Origin of the sequence: Nocardia sp. CDC160 (genome assembly GCF_035818795.1) — a bacterium.
Taxonomy (GTDB): Bacteria; Actinomycetota; Actinomycetes; order Mycobacteriales; family Mycobacteriaceae; genus Nocardia.
The window spans coordinates 228,096-250,245 of record NZ_JAYKYT010000008.1 but is presented as its reverse complement, the minus strand read 5'-3'; the positions used below and the strand labels follow the sequence as shown (position 1 = coordinate 250,245).

The following is a 22,150-nucleotide window of genomic DNA, read 5'->3' as shown; positions in this document are numbered from 1 at the left end:
TGACTGTAGTTGATGGTGATCGTCATTGTTCAGGGGGAGGAGGTCTGAACAATGACGATCAATACGACTCCCATCGACGAGCTCATCGAGGTACCTGCGGGACTGCGCGGCGTGATCGCGGCGGAGACCCGGCTCTCGGACGTGCGTGGGGGCGAGGGGTTCTATCACTACCGGCAGTACTCGGCGATCGAGCTGGCGCGGAGTTGCACCTTCGAACAGGTGTGGTTCCTCATGCTCGAGGGACGGCTGCCCGAGGCGGCGGAGCTGGACGAATTCACGAAAACCATTGCGGGACTGCGGAAACTACCCGATGAGCTGCTGCCGATACTGGTCGCCGCCACCACCGGCACGCGGTTCCGTCCGATGACCGGACTGCGCACCGCCCTCTCGATGCTGGCGGACGTCCTCGACCTGCCCCCGCTGTGGGATGCCGATCCGGCCGCACGTGGCCGCGACGCGCTCCGGCTGTGCGCGCTGACCCCGACCATCCTGGCCGCGTTGCACCGGCTGCACAGAGGACTGGAACCGATTGAGCCACAACAGAATTTGTCGACGGCGGCCAATTGGCTCTATCAGCTGACCGGCGAACTCCCCGACGAACGGTCCGTCCGCGCCATCGACCGCTACCTCGTCGCCACGATCGACCATGGCTTCAATGCGTCCACCTTCACCGCCCGGGTGGTGGCATCCACCGGCGCGGATATCGCCTCGGCCCTGATCGCGGCCATCGGCGCGTTCACCGGACCGCTGCACGGTGGTGCGCCCGACCGCGCCCTGGAGAGCCTCGACGAGATCGGCACGCCCGACCGCATCGATGACTGGGTACGCGCCAAGATTCGAAACGGCGAGCGCATCATGGGTTTCGGCCACGCGGTCTACCGCACCGACGATCCCCGTTCTCTGCTGCTCCGCGAGACCGCAGGGGAATTCGGCGGTGCGCGAGTCGATTTCGCCACCACCGTCGAACGACGCGTGGTCGAATTGCTCGCCGAGCTCAAACCCGGCCGCAGCATCTACCCGAATGTGGAGTTCTACGCCGGTGTGGTCATGGAGCTGTGCGGCATTCCCCGGCCGATGTTCACCCCGACCTTCGCCGTGAGCCGAGTGGTCGGCTGGACGGCCAATATTCTCGAACAGACCGAGAGCGCGAAGATCATTCGTCCCGCCGCGCGGTATATCGGCCCGGCCGCGCCCCAGCCGGTGCCTCGCGCGGTCAGTCGGCGCTGACCGCCTCGACGATATTGAGTCGGGAGGCGCGCACCGCGGGCGGGATCGAGCCGAGCAGGCTCAAAGCCAGTGCGGCGGCGGTGAATACGGCCAGCAGGGGGCCGGGCCGGAAGGTGACGTCGATGCCGAGCATGTCGGTGGCCAGCAGCGAGTAGAAGAACTGATCGGTCAGGCCGAACAGGACGCCCAGTCCGGCTCCGACCACACCGATGGCGGCGGCTTCGGCCAACACCATGCGCAGGGCGAAGCGGCGGCTGGAGCCGACGGCCCGAAGAATGCCCAGTTCGCGGCGGCGCTCCAACAAAGCGAGGGTCAGGGTGTTCAACAGGGCCATGGCCGCGATGAACGCGACGATCACCAGCATGATTCGCGACAGGACCAGACCCTCCTGCATGGCACGGCTGATGCCGTCGAGAGCCGCTGCCCCGGAGTAGACATGGATTTCCGGGGGCAGCGCGGCGCGAATCGCCGAAATCAGTTGGTGGCGGTCGACTCCCGGGGCCGCGTCGATCTGCAGGGTGGTGGAGCCCGGGCGTTGGAACCAGTCGCGCATGAGGGTGAGGCTCATGGCGGCGGTTCCGGCCAGCGCGGAGAAGTAGGACACCGTTTCCAGGACGCGGGTGCGCCGCTCGCCGCTGGGTGTCTGCATGGTGAGGTCGTCACCGGCCGAAACACCCAGGGTGCGAGCCAGATCCCGGGACAGGACCAGGCCCTCGCCCGCCAGGAGTCGACGTTGGATGTCGGGGGACAGGGAATGGAACATGGAGTAGTTGCTACCCGGATCCACGCCGTAGACCAGGGCTTTGGTGCCGGAGAGGGAGGCGAAGGCGAGCTGGCCCTCCACCGTGCGGCCGATGCCGGGGACGGTGGCGACGCGTCGGACGATATCGTCCGGCAGCAGCGTGGTGGGGGTCATGTCCTCGGCGCTGAGCGCCACCCAGGCGTCGTTGTCGCCGAGAGACGCGAAAGTCTCTCGGGCCGAACGGGTCGCGTCCGCGTTCGCGCCGGTAATGGTGATGGTCATGCCGACGGCGATGGTGACGGTCATGAGCGTCGCCCAGACGCGGCGCGGGGCGCGGTCGATGTTCACCCCGGCCAATACTCCGGCCGAACCCAGCCGTCGCGCGCAGGTCGCGGCCAGCCGGACGATCGGACCGGCGCACGCGAAAGCCAGCAGGATTTCCGCGCCGAGCGCGAAACCCAGTGCGGCGGCGGCGAACAAGCCCAGGTGGGCGCGTTGCACGGCGATCGCGGCGACGACCAGCACCGCCCCGAGCCCGGCCGCCGCGACCCGCAATCGGGTCGACACCACATCGGCCCGGGACGCGCCGACCGGGGCCAACGCCTCCACCGGCGACACCCGATACACCTGCCGTGCCGCCACCGCCGAGGCCGCGACATTGGTCGCCGTGGCCGCCACGATCGCGACCGGAATCGCGTACCAGGGCAGCAGGTATTGCAGCCGAGCGTCCATCACCTGCGTGAACGCGCCCGGCAGCAGGCTGATGGCGTACCGGCCCACCAGCACACCCAGCCCGGAACCGAGCAGCCCGCCAATGACACCCAGCGCCAACGCCTCCACGAGCACATCCCGCACGATCGTCTGCCGCCGCGCCCCGATGGCCCGCAGCATGGAGATCACCGGCCGCCGCCCCGCCAGCGCCATGCTCATGGTGTTGTAGATCAGGAAGGCCGACACCACGAACGCCAGCCCCGCGCCCATGGACGCGATGAAGCGCACCATCACAATGCCATTGCCGGTCTGGGCCGCCCGCGCGCTCGGCGTGCCGACCACCGCCCGGCCCGCCACCGCGGCGGTGATCGCCGAACGCAGTTGTGCCCGATCGGTATTCGGCTTGGCGACGATCATCACCGAATCCAGTTCCCCGACCCGATTGGTGATGCGCTGCGCCACCGGCAGCGGAGCCACCAGGTAATGCCCGCCATTGAGCTGCGAGAGCTGCTTCCCGCCCAACACCGCCGCGATGGTGACCCGCACAGGCCCCAGCTGCACCTGCTGCCCCTTCGCGAATCCCGTTCCCGGCCCGGCCAATACGCCGTTCTGCACCGTCAACAGGCTCGCCAGCTCATCGCCCTGCACGGCTCCCTTCAGATCGCTGTCCAGCGCGGAACTCGAGGAATCCACCCCCAGCACCAGCAGCCGATCCGAATCCGGCCCGGCACTGGCCCGCAACATGGGCACGGCCGCGGCGACCCCGGGCACGGCGGCCACATCGGCGCGCACCTGCTGCGGGAACCCGGCGTCGGTGACCCCCGAGATCTCCAGCGCCGCATTGCCCGCCAGCCCACTCGTCAATTTCTCGATCGACCCGGTGAGCGAGCCCGAAATGCCGATGACCGCCACCAGGAACGCCGAACACACCGACAGGACGACGATCGACGCCACCGTCCGCCCCCAGTGCGTGGTGAACTCGCGAATCGTGAACAGCCGCAGCCGGTCCAGCAGCGCGATCATGAATTGACGGTAGGTTCCCCCACCCATGGTGTCCACCCCCTGACCCCTCCCGACCCGGACATTACCCTCGAAGGGGTACAGGCGTGGTGAGACGAGGTGAAGTGCGATGAAGGTCGTGGTGGCCGGAGCGACGGGTGCGATCGGACGGCCGCTGGTCACGGCACTGCGGGCGGCCGGACATCAGGTGTATGCCCTGACCCGGGGCGGGCGCGGCGCGGAGATCGCGCGCTCGCTGGGCGCCACACCGCTGATCGCGAATGTCATGGACCGCTCGGACCTGTTGCGCGCCACCGAGCGTCTGACCGCCGACGCGATCATCCACGAGCTCACCGCCTACCGCTATTCCCCGCCCACCCACTACCACGCCCCGGGTCTGCTGCGCACCAACGCCTTACGCGAGATCGGCAGCAAACACCTGGTGGAGCTGGCCGAAAGAACCGGTGCGCGCAGGTATCTCACGCAATCGCTGATCGTCGGCTACGGCCTGCGCGACCACGGCAGCACCCCGGTGACCGAACAGGACCCGTTCGGCCGCATCCCCGGCGACGTCAACGACGGCATCATCGCCGCGCTGCACGAGGCCGAAGCCAGTGCCTGGCGCGCACCCGGCATCGACGGAATCGCCCTGCGCTATGGCCTGTTCTACGGCCCCGGCGCCTCCGACACCTTCGTGCGCGCCCTGAAGATGCACGTGTTCCCGCTGCCCAAGACCGTCACCGGCTACACCGGCTTCATCCACCTCGCCGATGCCGCCGCCGCGACCGTCGCCGCCCTCGAACACGGCGTCCCCGGCCAGGCCTACAACATCGTCGACGACGAACCCATCACCTGGGGCACCATGTTCGACGCCATGGCCGAGACCGTCGGCGCGCGCCCGCCCCGCCGCGTCCCGGCCCGACTGCTGCGCATGACCTCTCCGCTGGCCGCCGCCCAGATGCTGGACTTCTCCATCCGCGTCTCCAATGCCAAGGCCCGCGCCGAATTGGGCTGGAAGCCCACCTATCCGACCTACCGCGAGGGCCTGCCCACACTCGTGAACGCGACGAATTGACCCGACGGCGGAACACCCGGCCGCCGAACCGAGTTGATCATCACGACGACCTGACAGGAAGGCAGTGATGACTACACCGGCGGACCCTACCTACACCTGGCTGGGCGAGGAGCTCGACCTCGATGCCTACCTGGCCCGGATCGGCTTCACCGGTGAGCGCACGCCCACCCTGGCCACCCTGCGCGAGCTGGTGCGCGCCCACACCACCACCATTCCGTTCGAGAACCTCGAGATCATTCTCGGCCGCGGCATCCCCCTGGAACTGGATGCCCTGCAGGACAAGCTGATCCGGCGGCGACGCGGCGGCTACTGCTACGAGAACGTGCTGCTCTTCGCCGCCGCGCTCGAGCGCCTCGGCTTCGAATTCACCGCCATGTCCGGACGCGTCACCCGCGGCGCGACCAACCTGCGCCCGGCCACGCACGCCCTGCTGCGGGTGAAGACCGCCGACGACGACCGAATCTGGCTCTGCGATGTCGGTTTCGGCTGGGGTCCCCTCGAACCGGTCGAACTCGTCTCCGGTCGCGGCGAATTCAGCGCTGGCGCATGGCGTTTCCGGCTGGAATCCCGGCCCGACCCGGTCGGCGGCGAGGTCTGGACGCTGTACCAGTTCGGCAAGGACGGGTTCGTGGACCGCCACACCTTCGTCACCACCCCGCAGTACCGCGTCGACTACGCGGTCGGCAACCACTACGTGTCGACCTCGCCGCGTTCACCGTTCACCACCCGCCCCTTCGTGCAGCGCTTCCACGCGGACGTGCAACACACCCTCGACGGCACCACCTGGACCACCAACTATCCGGACGGATCGGACGAAGTACGCGAATTGGAAGTTGCTGAACTACCGAAGGTGCTCGCGGAGGTCTTCGATATCGAGCTCGACGCGGCCGACGCGGCGCAACTCACGCGCGCGCAGTGGCCCGCCGCGCCGAAAAGTAGCTGACCGCGTGTCGGTGTGTGGGAGCAAACACGCACCAAACCGTTTGGTCTATGTCTCGTCATAGATGCACTCCGACCAGGGATTTCCGGTATCGAGTCACGTAAACGTCACTCCGCTGCGGCATAGATCTCACCGAGATCTCGCTCATATCTCACGCTGACGTCGGCGATCCGCGCGTCGCCCGCTACACTCGTGCGGGGAAACGCGCGGGCAACCGCACTGTCACAGTCGTCTCGGAGAACTTCGGAGTAGTGCCATCGAAACCGGCCAAGTGATCGCAGGGCACTACCGCCTGGTCGAACGGATTGGTAGCGGCGGCACGGGTGTCGTCTGGCGAGCCGTCGACCAACGGCTCGAACGGTCCGTCGCGGTCAAACAGATCCTCACCCAGCCGAGCCTCTCGGATGCGGACAAGGACATCGTTCGGCAGCGCGCGGCCCGCGAGGCCCGTAATGCCGCCCGATTCCAGCACCCCAACGCGATCGTCGTGTTCGACATCACCGAGCACGAGGGCGACCCGTGTCTGGTGATGGAATACCTGCCGTCGCAGAGCCTCGCGGTGGTGCTGTCCGCGCAGGGCACCTTGCCGCTGCCGCAGGTCGCCCGCATCGGCGAACAGGTGGCAAGCGCGCTCATCGCCGCCCATCGCGCCGGAATCGTGCACCGCGATGTCAAGCCGGGCAACATCCTGCTCGGCGACAACGGGGCGGTGAAGATCACCGACTTCGGCATCGCCAAGTCCAAGGGCGATGTCACCCTCACCGCCACCGGGCTGATCTCCGGCACCGCCGCCTACCTCGCCCCCGAGGTCGCGCGCGGCGCCGAGCCGACCCCGGCCGCCGATGTCTTCGCCCTGGGCGCCACGCTCTTCCACGCGTTGGAGGGCGAACCGCCCTACGGCACCAACCCGAATCCGCTCGCGCTGCTGTACGCGGCCGCCAATGGCCAGATCAGCGAGCCGCGCAATGCCGGTCCGCTGTCGGATCTGCTGCTGTCGCTGCTGAGCTTCGAGCCGGAGGACCGGCCGAGCATGCTCGACGTGCGCGACATCATGGCCGAATTCGCCGAGGTCGGCCCGGACGCCGAGGCCACCCGGGTGCTGGCCGCGCGCCGCTCGGGCGTGGCCACCCCGCCCGCCGGTGCCGCCTCGCGCGCCGCCGCGCCGCGCCAGACCCGGCAGATGGAACGGCGGCCCTCGGCCAATGCCGATATTCCGACCGGTGCCATGAGCCAGGCGCAGCTGCTGGAGACCCCGCCGCCGCGCCCGCCCATGAACTCCGGCCCGCCGACCCGCAATCACCCTGCGCCGGAACCGGATTACGACGACGGCGAATCCGGATCGCGCAAGAAGCTGATCTGGATCGCGCTGGTCGCCGTGATCGTGGTGGCCGGTGGCATCGCGTTCGGGTTGCTGAGCAACTCGAGCTCGGGCAGCAACTCGGGCGCGGGCGACGGCAGCACGACCAAGGCGACGACCTCGGCGAGCGCCACCAAGGGCGCGCCGTCGGGCCTCGGCCAGACCAAGAGCGCCTCGACCGTGAGCGTCGGCAATGGCGCGGACGCGGTGGACAAGTTCTACGAGGCCATCACCTACCAGCGCTACCAGGACGCGTGGAGTCGGCTCACCCCGGCCGCGCAGCAGGTGTACGGGAGTCTGTCGGCGTTCCAGAACTATTGGACGCAGAACCCGATCCAGCGCTACTCGACCATCGAGGGCGCGCGCGGCAATGACAGCAACAATGCCGACGGGTCGGTGGACATTCAGCTGGCCAGCCTGACCACCAAGAACGGGAACAAGTCGGTGACGCTGCGGGTGATCGACCCGGGCAGCGGCAACCTGCTGATCGACAGCGACACCAAGTAAGAGACTCGAAACGTAAGCGCCGCACCGGATTCCGGTGCGGCGCTTTCCGTTTCAGTGGTCCGCAGCGTCTCAGTAGTCCCGCAGTGTCTCAGTGATCGGCGGTCTCGGCGGCCAGGGAGGCCAGCAGCCGCAGCGCGTCCTCGCTCGGCGAGCCCGGCTCCACGTGGTGGGCGACCAGTGCCTGATCGGGATCGTCCGGCAGCCGCAGGGTTTCGTAGCCGAGCTCGATGCGCCCCACGATGGGATGCCGGTAGATGTGGCGGCCGTGGGTCTTGTCCTTGAGCTCGTGGCGCTCCCACAGTTGCGCGAATTCCGGGCTCTTGGCGTTCATTTCGTCGATGAGCGCGGTAATGCGCGGGTCGCCGGGATTGCGGGCGGCGTCCACGCGCAGGTATGCCACGGTGTCGGCGGCCTTGTCGTCCCAGTCCTCGTAGAGGTCCTTCGCGCCCTCGTCGAGGAACACCAGATGCAGGAAGTCGCGCTGTTCGGGCGCGAGCGCGCCGAAATCGGTGATCAGGGCCGCTGCCAGACGATTCCAGGCCAGCACGCTCACTCCGCGACCCACGATGTAGGCGGGCACGTCGTGGGCGGCGTCCAGCAGGCGACGCAGACCGGGGCGCACCTCTTGCGCGGCGGGCGGCTCCTCGCCCGACCACGGGCGGGCCAGCAGGTAAAGATGGTCGCGCTCAACCTGATTCAGCCGCAGCGCCCGCGCCACCGCGTCCAGCACGGACTCCGAGAACTGCAGGCTGCGTCCCTGCTCCAGGCGCACATAGTGATCCACGCTGACCCCGGCCAGCAGGGCCAGTTCCTCGCGACGCAGGCCGGGCACGCGGCGGCGGGCCCCGTGATCGACCAGACCCACCTCCTCCGGGCTGAGCCGGGCGCGGCGGGAGCGCAGGAATTCACCGAGTTCGGCGCGGCGGTCCAAGGTCATGACTCCAGTTAACCAAGCGGGCCGCGAAATCCATCCTGGTCATCGCGTGCCCAGGCAGACGCCGCACTGTTTAGGGCGCTTGCGCGCGACGAAAGTAGTGGTCAGCGCCGCGGCAGACGGCGAAAGATATACGAGGAGCACACCCCATGACCTCCCTCCCCACTACTCAACTCGGCACCACCGACATGACCATCAGCCGGATCGGATTCGGCGCGTGGGCGGTCGGCGGTTCGGGCTGGCGCTACACCTGGGGCGCCCAGGACGACAACGACTCCATCGCCACCATTCGCCGCGCGATCGAGGCGGGCGTGAACTGGATCGACACCGCCGCGGTCTATGGGCTCGGCCACTCCGAGGAAGTGGTCGCCAAGGCCATCGCCGGACTGCCCGAGGCCGATCGGCCCTACGTCTTCACCAAGGTCGGGCTGGTGTGGGACGAGAACGACCGCGCCGCCGCGCCCAAACGGATCATGGCCGCCGACAGCGTGCGCCGCGAACTCGAGGACTCGCTGCGACGGCTGAATGTCGAGCGCATCGACCTCTACCAGGTGCACTGGCCCGATACCGGTGCCTCGCTGGACTTCTCGGACCCCGACGGCGTGGACAATGCCACCGTCACCCCGCTCGAGGAGTACTGGCAGACCATGGCCGACCTCGTGAAGGAAGGCAAGGTGCGCGCCATCGGCCTGTCCAATCACGATGTGCCGCAATTGGAGATCGCCGAGTCCATCGCCCACGTCGACGCCATTCAGCCGCAGTTCTCGCTGATCAAGCGGCAGGCCGCCGACGAATTGGCCTGGGCGGCAGCACATCACACCGGCGGCATCATCTACCAGCCGCAGCACTCGGGCCTGCTGACCGGTGCGTTCTCGGCCGAACGCGTCGCCAACCTGCCCGCCGACGACTGGCGCAAGAGCTTCCCGGAGTTCACCACCGAGCTCGACCGCAACCTGGCCCTGGTGGAGGCGTTGCGCCCGATCGCGGCGGCGCACGACACCACCGTCAGCGCGGTCGCCATCGCCTGGACCCTGACCTGGCCCGGCGTCACCGGCGCGATCGTCGGCGCGCGCTCGCCCGAGCAGGTCGACGGCTGGATCGGCGGTGCCGCACTGGAATTGACCCCCGCCGACCTGGACGCCATCGCCACCGCGCTGCGCACCACCGGCGCGGGCGAGGGCCCGATCGGGCGCTGAAGCCCGGCACGCTACGAATAACGAAGAACCACCACCGATTTCGAGGAGAACCCCCATGACCCTGCACGTGATTGCCGAACTGCGCGCCGCCGCCGGACACGAGGACCGCCTGCGCACCGGCCTGGAGTCCATGATCGAGCCGTCGCTGGCCGAGGCGGGCTGCATTTCCTACCAGCCCTTCACCGATCCGAACGATCCGGCGCACATGGTCGTGGTCGAGGAGTGGGTGGACGCCGACGCCCTGGAGAAGCACTTCGCCACCGAGCACTTCCAGCACGTCGCCGGGGTGCTGGAGGGCATCCTGGCCGAGCCCATGATCATCAAGCGGCTGGTCGCCGAGTAGTCGGCACGGCCCGTGATCCTCGCGCCCCCGCGGTGAACCGCGGGGGCGCGGTCTGTCGTGCGTGGGGCACATCTCACAGCGGCAGGGCGCACGGCGCGGCTGCCGGGTTTCGGGCTCAGCCGCAGGCGCCCATCACGCCGCGCCGGTCCAGCCCGGCCGGGTCCAGCGACGGCCACCGCGGCCGGGGTCATGAAGCATGAGCATGGCGCAGTCGCTGGGCGTAGGGCACAGCGCGGGGTGGATGGCACAGTGCTGTTGGGGCCGAACCGAGGTAATGTCGGCCGCATGGTCAACCGGATTCGATCGACGGCGCTGCCGCTGGGCGCGCTCGTGGTCTCCGCGTGGGCCGTGCTGTATCTGGCCGCGGCCACCCCCGATTCGCTGTTCGTGCTGGGTGCGGTGGCGGTGGTCGCGGTGACCGCCGCGCTGTTGTCGGCGCGCGGGCCGCTGCTGGTGGCGGTCGCGCGGAGCGGTCCGGCGGAATCGGCCGGACGGCGGCGTCGCGGCACCTTCCTGCGGCAGAGCAATCCCGACGCTCCCGGGCGTCCGCGTCCGCGCGCACCCGGAGTCCTCGCGGCCTGACCCGCCCCGCCCTCGACGGGCGGGCACGGTCGGGTTCTTCGCATCCCCAATTCCGTTCGCCCGCAGCCGATGCGCGGGCGACTTTGCAGCGAGGTACTCCGTGCTCGACTTCATCTATTACCCCGTGTCCGCCGTGCTGTGGCTGTGGCACACCGCCTTCGCGGCCATCCTCGGCACCGGCACCGGCACCGGCAGCGGCCTGGCCTGGGTGCTGGCCATCGTCTTCCTGGTCATGACCCTGCGGGCCTTGCTGATTCGCCCGTTCCTCGCGCAGCTGAAGTTCTCCCGCGCCCTGGCCGAGATGCAACCGAAGGTCCAGGAGATCAAACGCAAGCACGCCGGTGACCGTGAAAAACAGGCCCTGGCACTGCAGGAACTCCAGAAGGAATCCGGCGTCAACGTGCTGACGGGCTTTCTGCCCATGATCGGCCAGGCCCTGGTGTTCATCGGCCTCTACCACGTGCTGCGCTCGTTCCAGCCCGGCCACACCGAGAACTACGTCTTCAATGCCGCTCAGGTGCAGTCGTTCCTGGACGCCAAACTCTTCGGCGCACCCCTGAACGCCACCCTGACCGCGGCGGGTTCGTCGTTCACCGCCGTTGCCGCCGTGGCCATTCCCTTGATGATCATCGCGGCCGTGGCCACCCACTTCACCGCCCGCGCCGCCGTCGCCCGCCAGACCCCGCCCGCCGACGCCGCGGCGGCATCGCAGGCCCGCATCATGAACACGGTGTCGCAGTGGGTCTTTCCCGCCGGGGCCCTGTTCTTCGGTCCGGTGATGCCGATCGCGATCCTGCTGTACTTCGTCACCCAGAACGCCTGGACCTTCGCACAGCAGCATCTGGTCGCGACCCGCTACGGGCAGGGGGCGACGAAGGGAACCGACTGAAACATCTCCCGCCACACGGTATCCCCGATGTGCGTGGCGGTGGCGGTGCACAATCGGTTCGCCACCGCCGCCGGATCGGTGAACCACAGCGCCGACACCTGGTCGCCGACCCCGAACAACCGGGACGGGTCTTTCGGTGCGAAGAACAGGAACCAGGCCCACCCCACCGGCGCGGTGAGCGGCGCGGTCACCGGCGAAATCCCGTCGCCCGCACCGATATCCCACAGGCGCGCCGCGTCGTCGTTGCCGCCCGAGGCCAGCCGCTGCCCGGTGGTGTCGACCGCGAGGTCACGCACCGCGCCGACATGCGCGCGCACCACGCCGAGCTCGCGTGGATGGTCGAAGTCGGAGACCTGCCACGCGCGGACCATTCCGGAGTCGTCGCCGGTGAACAGGCGCTCGCCGTCCGGCGCGAAGCGCAGCACATGAATGTTCACGCCGCCCACGTCCACCACGTGATGGCCCGGATGGTCCCGATCGGCCAAGTCCCACAGGTGGATTCGCGCGGCGTCATCGGCGGCGGCGACCACCGTGCCCGACGGCGCGATGGTCGCCGCCGTCACCGTGCGCTCGGTATCCGGCGGCAGCGTGGTCACCGGTCGCGGCGCCGCGGGATTCGAGACGTCCCAGAGCCGCAGTCGCCCCTGCGGGCCGCCGGTGAGCAGCCGGTCCCCGTGCGGGGCGAAAACCAGGACCGGGCCGGAGCTTTCGGCCAACGGTCCGGCGACAGGAACGGGATGGCCCGGAGCACGCAGATCCCACAGCCGCACGCCGTCCGCGCCCGCCACGGCCACCAGGTCGCCATCGGGACGGACGGCGACCCGAATGCCGTCGGAATCCGGTGGCGCGGCGGGGAATTCGCCGATCGGCTGGGCCAGCTGCGGGTTGCGGACATCCCAGACCTGCACCCGGCCATCGTGCAATCCGCCCACCAGCCGGGTGCCGTCGCGGGACAGCCCGGCGTCGGTGAGCGCGCCGTCGAAAATGATCGGCAGATACACCAGTGGCGTGCGCCAGGCCACCACGTGTCCGTCCGGGCCCGCCGTCAGCATGCGGGTGTCGGCGAGCATGGTGAGCGGCGCGATCGACTCCACGCTGCTGTGGAACACCCACCCCGTCGGCGACACTCGATTCCGATCCCGGGTGTCCCAGATCCGCAGCGCCCCATCGGATCCCACCGACACCAACGCCTGATCATCGTGGGTGAACGCCAGCCCCACGATCGGGGCGCGTCGCGGCATCTCGTGGCCGACCGCGCGCGGGGCCGACGGGTCCCGGATATCCCAGACCAGCAGATCGCCATCGGAGGTCCCGGCCGCCAGCAGCCCGCCCGGCCCCGCCGCCAGCGCCTCGACCGCGCCGGGCAGGGCGAGGTCCGCGCCCGCCGCCAGCCCGCCCGCCGCGTCGACCTCCCACAACCGCACCCGACGGTCCGCGCCCGCGCTGGCCACCACTGTCGCCGCGTCCGGGGGCGGCGGGGCGGCACCGGGGACCGGGTCCGTGGACAGCGCCAGCGCGGAAATCGCACCGGAGTGCGCGGGGACGGTCGCCAGTCGCCGAATCGCTCCCGGGTCGGTCACATCGAGGAGCGACAGCGTGCCCTCGGCATCGGCCGCGAGCAGCGTGCGATCGCCGGGAAGGAAGCGGACGGCGGTCGCGGCCGCGCCCAGATCGATGCTGCCGAGGGCGTGAGGTTCGTTGGGGTGCAGCACATCCCACAGGCGAACGGTGCCATCCCGGCTCGCTCCGGCCAGCCGCGTGCCCGCGCCGTCGAAGGCGACGGCCTCGACGGGGCCGCGCGGTCCGGTCAGCGGGCCGCCGAGCGCGGTCACCGCCCGCTCGTCGGAGACGTTCCAGAGCCGCACGGTGCCGTCGCTCCCGCCGCTGGCCGCCAGGCCTCGGCCCGGGGCGGCGCTCAGCCCGTACACCGGTCCCGCGTGCGCCTCGGGCGAGGCGGTATTCAATGGAAGACTCTGTGCCGCCAGCAATCTGGCCCGCGCCCCCGGATCGTCGTCGTTCATGCGATACCCGGCCAGCGCCAGCTGCACCGACAGACCCGGATCGATCTGTTCCAGGCGCTGGGATTCGGCGATCACCTGCCCGAGCCACGCGCCCCGGCGTTCCTCGGCCACGGAGGTGCGGCCCACGTACACGGCCACGGCGAGCACGACCGCCAGCACGGTGAGCGCGGCGATCGCGACCTGGAACGCGCGCACCCGCCGCACCCGGCGGCGATGGCGAACGGTGGCCTCGGACAAGAACTCCCGGGCCAGCCGGTTGGGGGTGGCGGTGCGCCGCAGCCAGGCATTGGCGTCCTCGAGCCGGGTCCGGGAGTAGAGCAGTCGCGCGGGCCGGTCCTGCCGTGCCCATTCGCGGGCGTCGGCCTCGATGCGGGGGCGGATGGCGGCGAATTCCCTTTCCTCGGTGATCCATTCGCTCATTCGGGGCCAGGCGGTCAGCAGCAGGTCGTGCACCAGCTCGATGCGGTCCTTATGGCGCACGACGAGCTGGTTGCGCAGCAGCCAGTCGATGACGGCGCGCGTGATGTCGGGATCCTCGGCCTCCTCGATGAGGACCTCGGGGGAAAGGCGGTCGCGCTGGGTGGAAATCGGGCCGATGAAGGTCAAGGCCATGAGGACCTGACGGACCGCCGCCTGCTCGCGCTCGTTGAGACGGCCGAACAGCAGCTCGCAGCCCTTCGCGAAAGCGACCTCGACACCGCCGGTCTCGCGGTAGGCGTCGAGGGTCAGGGTGCGGCCGTGGCGGTGCTTCCAGGTGTCGAACAGCACATAGGAGAACATGGTGAGGCGCAGCGGGCTGTGTGGATCGAAGGGGGACAGATCCTTCAGCAGCACCTCGATCAGACTGTCCTCCACCTTCAGCCCCGTGGCGGCGGCGGGGCGCGTGATCGCCTCGCGCAGTTCGGAATCCGACATCGGCTCCAGCAGCATGGTCGGATTCCGCAGCGCCGCGGCCGTCACCGGGTGATTGCTGAGATCGGTGAGCAGCCCGCTGTCGCAGACCAGGACGACGGCGGTGCGCGGTGACGCGTCCGCCCGCGAGACCGCCCCCAGCTGGGTCAGGAACCGGTCGGCGACCTCGGTCCGACACCGAGTGAACAAGGTGCGGCCATTGTCCACCAACAGGATTCGCGGTCCGGGTCCGGCCTCGGCCAGCGCCACCTCCACCTCGTCGCCCGGGGCCACCACCACCGCCGTACGCCCGTGCGGATCCGCCTGCACCGCGGCCAGCAGCGAGGACTTCCCGACTCCGCGCCCACCGAGCAGGATCACCACGGCGGGCTCGGTATCGGCCTCGGCGGCCTCGATCAGATCCCACAACCGGCGCAGCGCCGCGTCGCGGCCGAAGAACAGGTCGGCGTCCTCGGGGCGGTAGGGCAGCAGCCCGCGATAGGGCGGGCGGTTGCTGTCGGGGACTTCCTTGGCGGTCTTCGCCGCCTGCCAATCCGCCTGCCAGTGGCGCGGATCCAGCAGGGTCGCGTCCACCTCCGGGTCGGGTGGTCGCTGGCGGGCCTCCCGGATCAACACCTCCAGCACCGGCACCACGGCCTCGAAACTGGCCGGTGTGCGATTGCCCAGCCGCCAGTCGCTGATGCGCTGCGCGGTGATCGGCGTGCAGCCGGGTCGCAGGCGGGTATTCGCCGCGCGGATCACCTGTTTCACCGGTGGCGCGCCCGCCGCCGCGAACAGCGCGGTCAGGCGGGCGGCGAAGGCGGCGCGGCCACCGGCGTCGGCCCCACCGGAATCGGCGGGGCCGGGCGGCTTCGGTCGATCCGGCCGCGGTGGCAGGTCATCCCGCTCCGCCAACGGCGCCTACCGACGAATTCCGGGGCCCGCGACCGGTCCGGCCGGGGTGGGCCGAGGGGTCGGTCCGGCCGGGGTCGTCGGAGCGACCGTGGAATCGGCGAAAACCGTGGAACAGGACAACCGCATACCCTCCACCGATGTGTCGAGCGCGTGTAGTGAACGCTGAACGGAGTCGACCGTCTCCTGGGGCGGACTGGCTCCGTCGACGGCCCGGGCGAGCTGGGTCAAGCTGTCGTGCAGCGCGGCTCCGGCATTCGCGACGGCGGTGAAGGCCCGCCGGGGCAGCGGCTCGGTCATCGTACCCGCCGCGGTGTTCAGATCGGTGTCGATGAGGGCCGACAGGCGTGCCGCCTCCCGCACCCGGCGCTCGACATCGGCCAGGTCACCGCGGTCGGAGGCGGGACCGATGCCATTGAGTTCCGACGACAGTGACGTGAAGGTGGTCTGCAGGCCGCCGATCGCGCGGGCGCCCGCACCGCAATCGGCGGTATCGGGATCGGCGGCGGGTTTCGCGGCCGGTGGGTGGGAGCAGCCCGCCAGGGCGGCGACGGTCATCGCGCAACCTACGATGACCGTCGCCACCCGCCGACCCGTGCTACGCGACATGGGACAACCCCGTCAGCACGGCATCCTGCACGGCGGGCAGGAATCCCAGATTCGCGACGAGCGCCAAGCCGACGCCCAGCCGCAGGGTGCGGTGCCGCTGCCACCAGCCCACCGGCCCGCGCCGCGGGTGGTGGCAGCGTTCACGGGTCTCGGCATCCGTGGCGCTCTCCTCGTAGTACCCGTAACCCACGGGGGCGGAACGGATATCGAGCAGACCGCCGAGGGGATCGGACACGCCCACACTACTGAACCGGGTCTCGATCATGGCGTACTCCTCACTGCGAGAAGGTGATTCAGGAGATGACCGAGGTCCACGGCTGCATCAGCGCGTCGTGCACCTCCTGGGTGTAGCGGCCGCGGCCGACCAGATCGCTCAGCACGGCCGCGGTGACGGCCTGGCTCACCACGGTCAGGGTGCCGATCGAGCCCAGCGACTGCAGCAGCCCGGCCAACTCGCCGCTGGTGGCGGCCGTGCCCGACACCGCCTGTCCGGCAATCAAACCCGCGACCTGCACATTGCGGGAGCGGCCGAACTCCTTGGCCGTCTCGCTGGCGATCTGCAGCGGCTGCGGATCCTGCGACGGCTGGCCCAGGCCGGACAGCAGTCCGGCCAGGCCGCCCGCGCCGCCCGCCGCGCCGGTGAGCGCGCTCATGCTGTCCTGCATGCGCTTTCCGGCCTCGGCGTTCATCTTCTCCCGCTCTTCGGCGGTGAGCTGGGCGGCGCGCTCCACGATCCGCATCACCGCCGCCCACTGCGGGCCGTACAGGTACTCCAGGTGCAGAGCCGGGTCGAGGGTGGCGAACGGGATGGTGGGGTCGTTGGTTTCGGTGCTCATGACGATCTCCTTCGGATGAGGGGATTCCATTGGGGGAGAGGAGCTATCGAGTTGTCAGACTCCGACCTCGACCAGGCGTCGGGAGTCGTTCTGGAGGCCGTCGGCCGCCTCGGCACCCACCAGCGGGATGTCCGAGTGCGCGACGGTCGCGGCGGCGGGCTGATTCGCCGGAGCGAGCAGCTTCATCAGCCCGGCGATGACCTGATCCAGGCTCGCCGTGTCGGTAATGCTGTCCAGGAACTGGGTTCCGGTCGCGGCGGTACCGCCACCGGTGGCACCCGGATCCATCGCCGCGCGGATCGCGGAGATGATGTAGGACCGGAACGCCGGATCCAGCAGGAGCAGCAGCGGGATCAGGATCACCGCGGCCAGGGTCGCCAGCGCCAGCAGGGCCAGCAGCGGCAGACCCAGCGCCAGCGCCGGAACACCCAGGGCGAGAGCGGGAATGCCCACGGCCGCGGCAATGCCCAGCACCGGAATGGCGACGGCCGCCAGCAGCGCCAGTCCGGCGCCGCCCGCGACCGCCGCCGCGCCGACGGCCGCGACCGCGGCCAGCGCCGCCAAGGCGACTGCGATGAACGCGCCGACCGGGATGCCCACCAGCAGCAGCGCGATCAGCGCCACCGTGGCCAGGCCGATGAGCGCGAGCGGAATACCGACCGCCAGCAACGGAACTCCGACGATCGCCGCCAGACCCGCGCCAATGGCGAGGAACGGGGCCGCCGCGACGGCCGCCGCACCCAGCGCCGCCAGCGCCAGAATCGGAATGGCGGCCGCCACCAATGCGGCCAGGGCCGCGGCCAGCGGAGCCAGCACCAGCGCCGCCGTCACCGCCAGGATCGCGATGGCCGAGAAGTCGAACGCCATGGTCGCCAGCCAGGCCACCAGGACGACGCCCTTCGCGGCCGCCCACAGGCCGCCGAACAGGATCAGCGCGAACAGCGGCACCGCCAGCAGCCCGAAGGCGCTGATGCCCAGAGCCGTTGCGGCGACGACCAATCCGGCCACCAGGAACGGCGACCACAGCGCGGCCAGGGCCAACGCGATGATCGGCGACAGCGCTGTGGACAGGATCGGGGCGAACGGGCCCACGATCAGGAACGGCAGCGAGAACACCACGGCCACAACCAGAGCCGCGATGCCCACCGGCAGCATGGCCACCGTCGCGGCCAGCGCCACGGCCAGAGCCAGGATGACGCCCGCGACCGCCTCCGCGCCCAGAATGGCGAGCCCGGCGGTGATGACCGCGCCGATCGCCGCCAGCGCCGCCACGGTCGCCGCGATGGCCACCGGAATCGCCACGAGGGCGAACGGCGGGAACAGCAGCGAGGCGTAGACGAAGGTGCCGATGATCATGAAAGCGGCCAGGGCCAACGGGATTCCACTGCCCAGGGTCAGGATGCCGACCAGGCCCATGAGCAGGCCGGTCACGATCGCGGTACCGCCGATACCGCCCAGCACGGTGAACAGCATCGCGCCCAGCAGCAGCGGCAGGGCCAGCAGCGCCAGCGGCGGGTTGACGAGGATCAGCGCGCCCAGGGTCAGCGTCAGCATGCCGAAGCTGAGCACATTGATCGCCAGCCCGCCCACGGCCACCGCCGCGACGGCGGCCAGCATGAGCGCGATCGCACCCGCGAAGATCACCACGAACGGTGCCAGGGTGAACACGAAATCCAGTGTCGCCAAACCCATTACGGCCGCCGAGACGATGGCCGCGAAGGCGATCAGCGCGGGCAGCACGAACGGGATGGTGTACGGCATGAGCAGCATGAGCAGGCCGCCCGCGATGACCGTGCCCGACGCCCAGGTGACGGCCAGGCTCAGCAGCGCGGTGGTGCAGAAGGCCAGCAGCAGACCACCGAGGCTGAGTCCGCCGAACAGCAGCAGCATGCCGAGCGCGGCCGGAATGCCCACCAGCACGGCCAGGAACACCGGAGCCAGCAGCGGACCCACGATGGGCAGCGCGAAAACCAGTGCGGCTGTGGCGATCAGGCCCGCGGGCACGGCCAGGGCCAGGGCGATGGCACCGGCGGCGGTCAGGATCAGCCCGGCGGCCGCACCGGCGAACCAGAGCGCCACGATGGCGGCCAGATGCACCGCCGTCGCCGCCAGCGACAGGATCAGCAGGCCGATGACGGCGGCCGAGCCGACCACCGACAGCGCGGCCAGTCCGGCCACGAACAGCGCGCCGATGATGATGCCCGCGGCCAAACCCGCGGCCCCGAACAGGATCAGCGCGGCCACACCCAGAATCGCCAGGGCGGGCAGGGTGATCAGGCCGAACGGGGTGAAGAACGACGCCACCACCAGCACCGCGAACAGGGCCGCGGCGGCCAGGAAGGCGATGCTCAGGGTGCCGAACACCACCGCGCCCAGACCGATCGAGCCCAGCAGCAGCGTGCCGAAGGCGATGACCGAGAAGGCGATCGGGGCGATGAACAGACCCAGGAACGGGATGAAGATGGTGGCCAGCAGTCCGGCCGCGAGCGTCGCGACGAAAATGCCCGCCAGCGCGGTACCGCCCAGCGCCAGGAACGCCGCCGCCACGCCGATGCCGCCCACCACGATCGCGGCGAAGGCGACCATGCCGCCCACCAGGATCACCGGGGCCAGCACCTGGAAGGCGATGAACGCCACCGGAAGCGCGATCAACAGCACCGGAATCGCGATGATGGCCAGCACCGCGAGCACCGGCAACGCCAGCACCGCGAGCACGATGCCGCCGATCACCAGCGCACCGATCACGAAGGGCGCGGCCACGATGGCCGCCAGCACCACCACCGCGCCTATACCGATCGCGCCGATCGCGAGCGCACCGGCGAACAGCAGCGGCGCGATGGCGAACAGACCCACGATCGGCAGGGCCAGCAACGGCAGCGCGGCGTCACGGCGCACACCGGTGCCCATGAGCATGGACCGCAACTCGTGCAGCAGCGGTTCGGCCGCCGCGGCCGGATCGGCCAGGAAGCCCAGCACCGGAGTCAGGAACCCGAGCATGGGAGCCAGACCCGACAGCGCGGGCGCGGCGAAACCGAGCACCGACGCACCGAGGGCATCGAGTCCGGCGGCCGGATTCGCCACCAGATTCCGTAGCGTCTCGGCGAGCTGCTGCAGCGGATCACCGGTGCCGACGGTCTGTCCGAGAATCGGATTCAGCAATTCGCGCAGACCCTGCGCCGGATCGGTGCCGTCGACCGGGAAGCCGAACAGCGCGCGGCCCTTGTCGATGAGCTCCGCGATCGGATCGTCGGCCAGATCCCGTCGCCGCGAGCCGACACCCTCGAGCGCCTGATTGACGAAGGCCAGCAGGTCCTCGACCGGCTGCCGCAGCGGCCCGGACGGGAAGGTCTGATCGGCCCAGGCACCCAACTGCCCCAGGTCGATGTGCGAACCCACCACCTGCGCGGCGACCTCGGCCAGCTGCGCGACCGGCGAGGACACCGGACCCAGCGGACCGGCCGCGGGCGTGGGCGCCCCGGCGGGGGTCATGGTGCCCGCGACACCACCGGAAGTGGCGGTGGCACCGGGGGTTTGCGCGGCACCCGGGGTGGGCGCGGGCGGGGTGAACAGGTCACGCAACCCGCTCAGCCCCTGCTGGACGGGTGTTCCGGGTGCCGCGCCACCCAGCGCGTTCACCGCCTGATCGATCAGGCCCTGCGCGGCCGGACCCAGATTCTGGCCCAGCGCACCGAGATCGGGCACGGGCACGCCGAAGCTCTGCGCGGTCTGGCCCAGATCCTGCGCGGCCGCACCGAGATTCGGGCCCGCCCCGTTGCTCAGATCCTGGGCCGCGGCCCCGAGACCGGGTACGGCATTGCCGAGGTTCTGCAGTCCGCCGCTGATCTCCGGCGGCAGCGGCACGCCGAGCGGATTCACCGGCTGCTGGGCGTCGCCGATCGCGGGCCGGGTGCCGAGATTGATCGGCGGCACCGGCAGGGTCGGCCCCTGCTGGGCGTCGGCCTGGCTGGTGCCCACCATGACGGTGGCCAGCGAGGCGAAGGCGGCCGCGGCGTAGAGGCCGCGTCGGTTGCGCTTGCAATCCTTGGCTTGGCGGGCGGCGCGTTTGGTCGTCCGGGTTCGAGTCAGCGGTGCGGACATGGGAAGAACCTTTCGATCGACGGGTGCCTTGATCAGGCCGGGCCGGTTTCTCCGTAGGCGCAGTTGGCCTCCGAGACGCCGCCCTCGGCCCCGAGCGTGGTGCCGATGCGGGTGTGCAGTAGGCCGCCGATATCGCGGCATTGGATATAGGCGTGCAATCCCTCGCCCACTCCGGGCGGGCAGGACAGCGTGGAGCGATTCGGAACCGAGTTGTCGGTGCTGCACTCGGCGGGTGCCGGATCGGCGGCAGCCGTATTCGTTCCCGGCATTCCGAGTACCGAGCCGAGGACGCTTGCGCCCAGGGCGGCAGTAACCGCGAGCTTGCCGATGCAATTCATGCGCTAAGCGTCCGGATTGGAGAAATGCCCGGTCAAGGTGACCCGGATTACAAATCGCGAGTTTTCCCAGCTCCGGTACCTGCTACACGTTGTCCGCTGCGGATATTTTTTTCGGCCCTTTTACTGCGGAGGCTCTTGACATTCGAGTGTCAAACCTATTTGGACAATTGGCCAGCAATATCATGGCTAATCATGAATCGCAGCAGCCGAAAAGTCGCCGGAGCGACCCGGCAACGCCGCATCGTCACCCCGATGTCCGTGGGCGCGGTCATTGTCATCGCCGCCCTGATCGCCGTCATCGTGGCCAGCTACGTGCACAAGAACGACGAGCAGCAGCAGGCCGCCGCGGCCGTCGCCCCGCCCGCGGTCTACACCCCGGAGGGCCGCCTGCATTTCGGCAGCGCCGCCACCGTGGTCACCGTCATCACCGATTTCCAATGCCCGATCTGCCGCCAGTTCGAGGCCACCACCGGGCCCACGCTCACCGAACTGGTCGACGCCGGGACGATCGCCGCCGAATACGACACCGTCGCGGTCCTGAACGGCCTGTCCACCGACAACTACTCCGGGCGCGCGGCCAATGCCGGAACCTGTGTGGCCGTGGCCGACAAGCCCGCCTGGCTTGTCTTCAGCAAGCGGCTGTTCGAGGACCAGCCCGCCGAGAACGGCCCGGGCCTGTCCGACGATCGGCTGGTCCGGATCGCCGGGGAGGCCGGGGTCACTGGACCCGACATCGCCGAGTGCATCCACTCCGGCCGCTACGCCGGATTCGTCGCCTCGCACAGCCAGGCCGCCATCAAGGCCGGTCTGACCCACGTTCCGGTGGTGAAGGTCGGCGATACCGTGGTGGAAAACCTGACCCCCGACGGCTTACGGGCGGCAATCGCGCACGCTGCCTCGGCCGGGAAGTAGAGCGCTGCCTCGGCCGGGAAGTAAAGCGCTG

General features: G+C 69.9%; 17 protein-coding genes. 9 read left to right on the top strand and 8 right to left on the bottom strand.

All coding sequences use genetic code 11. The features are described from left to right. The first annotated feature begins 51 nt into the window (after positions 1-51). Positions 52-1,227: a citrate synthase gene (locus VMT40_RS35535; protein WP_326363959.1), complete on the top strand. Its 1,176-nt coding sequence runs from the start codon at positions 52-54 to the stop codon at positions 1,225-1,227. Here VMT40_RS35535 and VMT40_RS35530 read toward each other — a convergent pair. Beyond that, positions 1,214-3,703 carry an ABC transporter permease gene (locus tag VMT40_RS35530; protein WP_326363956.1) on the bottom strand — a complete coding sequence of 830 codons (2,490 nt, stop codon included), beginning with the start codon at positions 3,701-3,703 and terminating at the stop codon, positions 1,214-1,216. The genes VMT40_RS35535 and VMT40_RS35530 overlap by 14 nt on opposite strands. A 106-nt stretch (positions 3,704-3,809) precedes the next feature. On the opposite strand from VMT40_RS35530, the gene VMT40_RS35525 reads away from it, so the two are divergent. The 3 genes from VMT40_RS35525 to VMT40_RS35515 all read left to right on the top strand — a co-directional run bounded on the left by VMT40_RS35525 (position 3,810) and on the right by VMT40_RS35515 (position 7,558). Then, positions 3,810-4,754, top strand: a complete 945-nt coding sequence (locus VMT40_RS35525; RefSeq protein WP_326363954.1) for an NAD-dependent epimerase/dehydratase family protein — start codon at positions 3,810-3,812, stop codon at positions 4,752-4,754. Positions 4,755-4,821: 67 nt separating this feature from the next. Then, positions 4,822-5,697: an arylamine N-acetyltransferase family protein gene (locus VMT40_RS35520; RefSeq protein WP_326363952.1), complete on the top strand. Its 876-nt coding sequence runs from the start codon at positions 4,822-4,824 to the stop codon at positions 5,695-5,697. A gap of 268 nt (positions 5,698-5,965) precedes the next feature. Then, positions 5,966-7,558, top strand: coding sequence for a serine/threonine-protein kinase (locus VMT40_RS35515; RefSeq protein ID WP_326363951.1), 1,593 nt, complete (start codon positions 5,966-5,968; stop codon positions 7,556-7,558). Between the two features lie 88 nt (positions 7,559-7,646). Here the strand turns inward: VMT40_RS35515 and VMT40_RS35510 are convergent, their stop codons facing one another. Then, positions 7,647-8,495, bottom strand: a complete 849-nt coding sequence (locus VMT40_RS35510; protein WP_326363950.1) for a helix-turn-helix transcriptional regulator — start codon at positions 8,493-8,495, stop codon at positions 7,647-7,649. Positions 8,496-8,641: 146 nt separating this feature from the next. On the opposite strand from VMT40_RS35510, the gene VMT40_RS35505 reads away from it, so the two are divergent. The 4 genes from VMT40_RS35505 (at position 8,642) to yidC (ending at position 11,502) form a co-directional block, all read left to right on the top strand. Continuing rightward, positions 8,642-9,688, top strand: a complete 1,047-nt coding sequence (locus tag VMT40_RS35505; protein ID WP_326363949.1) for an aldo/keto reductase — start codon at positions 8,642-8,644, stop codon at positions 9,686-9,688. A gap of 55 nt (positions 9,689-9,743) precedes the next feature. Continuing rightward, positions 9,744-10,031: a putative quinol monooxygenase gene (locus tag VMT40_RS35500; protein ID WP_326363947.1), complete on the top strand. Its 288-nt coding sequence runs from the start codon at positions 9,744-9,746 to the stop codon at positions 10,029-10,031. 285 nt (positions 10,032-10,316) lie between these two features. After that, a complete protein-coding gene (locus VMT40_RS35495; protein ID WP_326363946.1) occupies positions 10,317-10,613 on the top strand; it encodes a DUF6412 domain-containing protein in 297 nt (98 codons plus the stop codon). Between the two features lie 100 nt (positions 10,614-10,713). After that, entirely contained in the window at positions 10,714-11,502 is a 789-nt protein-coding gene (yidC, locus tag VMT40_RS35490) for a membrane protein insertase YidC (protein ID WP_326363944.1), read from the top strand. Here the strand turns inward: yidC and VMT40_RS35485 are convergent. The 6 genes from VMT40_RS35485 to VMT40_RS35460 are packed head-to-tail and all read right to left on the bottom strand — an operon-like array spanning position 11,469 to position 21,207. Beyond that, complete coding sequence (locus VMT40_RS35485; protein WP_326363943.1) at positions 11,469-15,329, bottom strand: AAA family ATPase; 3,861 nt, start codon at positions 15,327-15,329, stop codon at positions 11,469-11,471. The genes yidC and VMT40_RS35485 overlap by 34 nt on opposite strands. 6 nt (positions 15,330-15,335) lie before the next feature. Continuing rightward, on the bottom strand, positions 15,336-15,935 hold the full coding sequence (locus VMT40_RS35480) for a hypothetical protein (RefSeq protein ID WP_326363942.1): 600 nt from the start codon (positions 15,933-15,935) through the stop codon (positions 15,336-15,338). Then, the gene (locus VMT40_RS35475; RefSeq protein WP_326363941.1) at positions 15,925-16,200 is read right to left on the bottom strand and encodes a hypothetical protein; all 276 of its coding nucleotides are present in this window, start codon (positions 16,198-16,200) and stop codon (positions 15,925-15,927) included. The genes VMT40_RS35480 and VMT40_RS35475 overlap by 11 nt, the downstream gene beginning before the upstream one ends. Before the next feature lie 28 nt (positions 16,201-16,228). Continuing rightward, complete coding sequence (locus tag VMT40_RS35470) at positions 16,229-16,771, bottom strand: hypothetical protein (protein ID WP_326363940.1); 543 nt, start codon at positions 16,769-16,771, stop codon at positions 16,229-16,231. A 54-nt stretch (positions 16,772-16,825) separates the two neighbouring features. Next, complete coding sequence (locus tag VMT40_RS35465) at positions 16,826-20,869, bottom strand: hypothetical protein (RefSeq protein ID WP_326363938.1); 4,044 nt, start codon at positions 20,867-20,869, stop codon at positions 16,826-16,828. 32 nt (positions 20,870-20,901) lie between these two features. Continuing rightward, positions 20,902-21,207: a hypothetical protein gene (locus VMT40_RS35460; protein ID WP_326363936.1), complete on the bottom strand. Its 306-nt coding sequence runs from the start codon at positions 21,205-21,207 to the stop codon at positions 20,902-20,904. A gap of 192 nt (positions 21,208-21,399) precedes the next feature. On the opposite strand from VMT40_RS35460, the gene VMT40_RS35455 reads away from it, so the two are divergent. After that, positions 21,400-22,119 (top strand): DsbA family protein, encoded by a 720-nt coding sequence (locus VMT40_RS35455; RefSeq protein ID WP_326363935.1) that lies wholly within the window; start codon positions 21,400-21,402, stop codon positions 22,117-22,119. Positions 22,120-22,150: the final 31 nt, after the last annotated feature.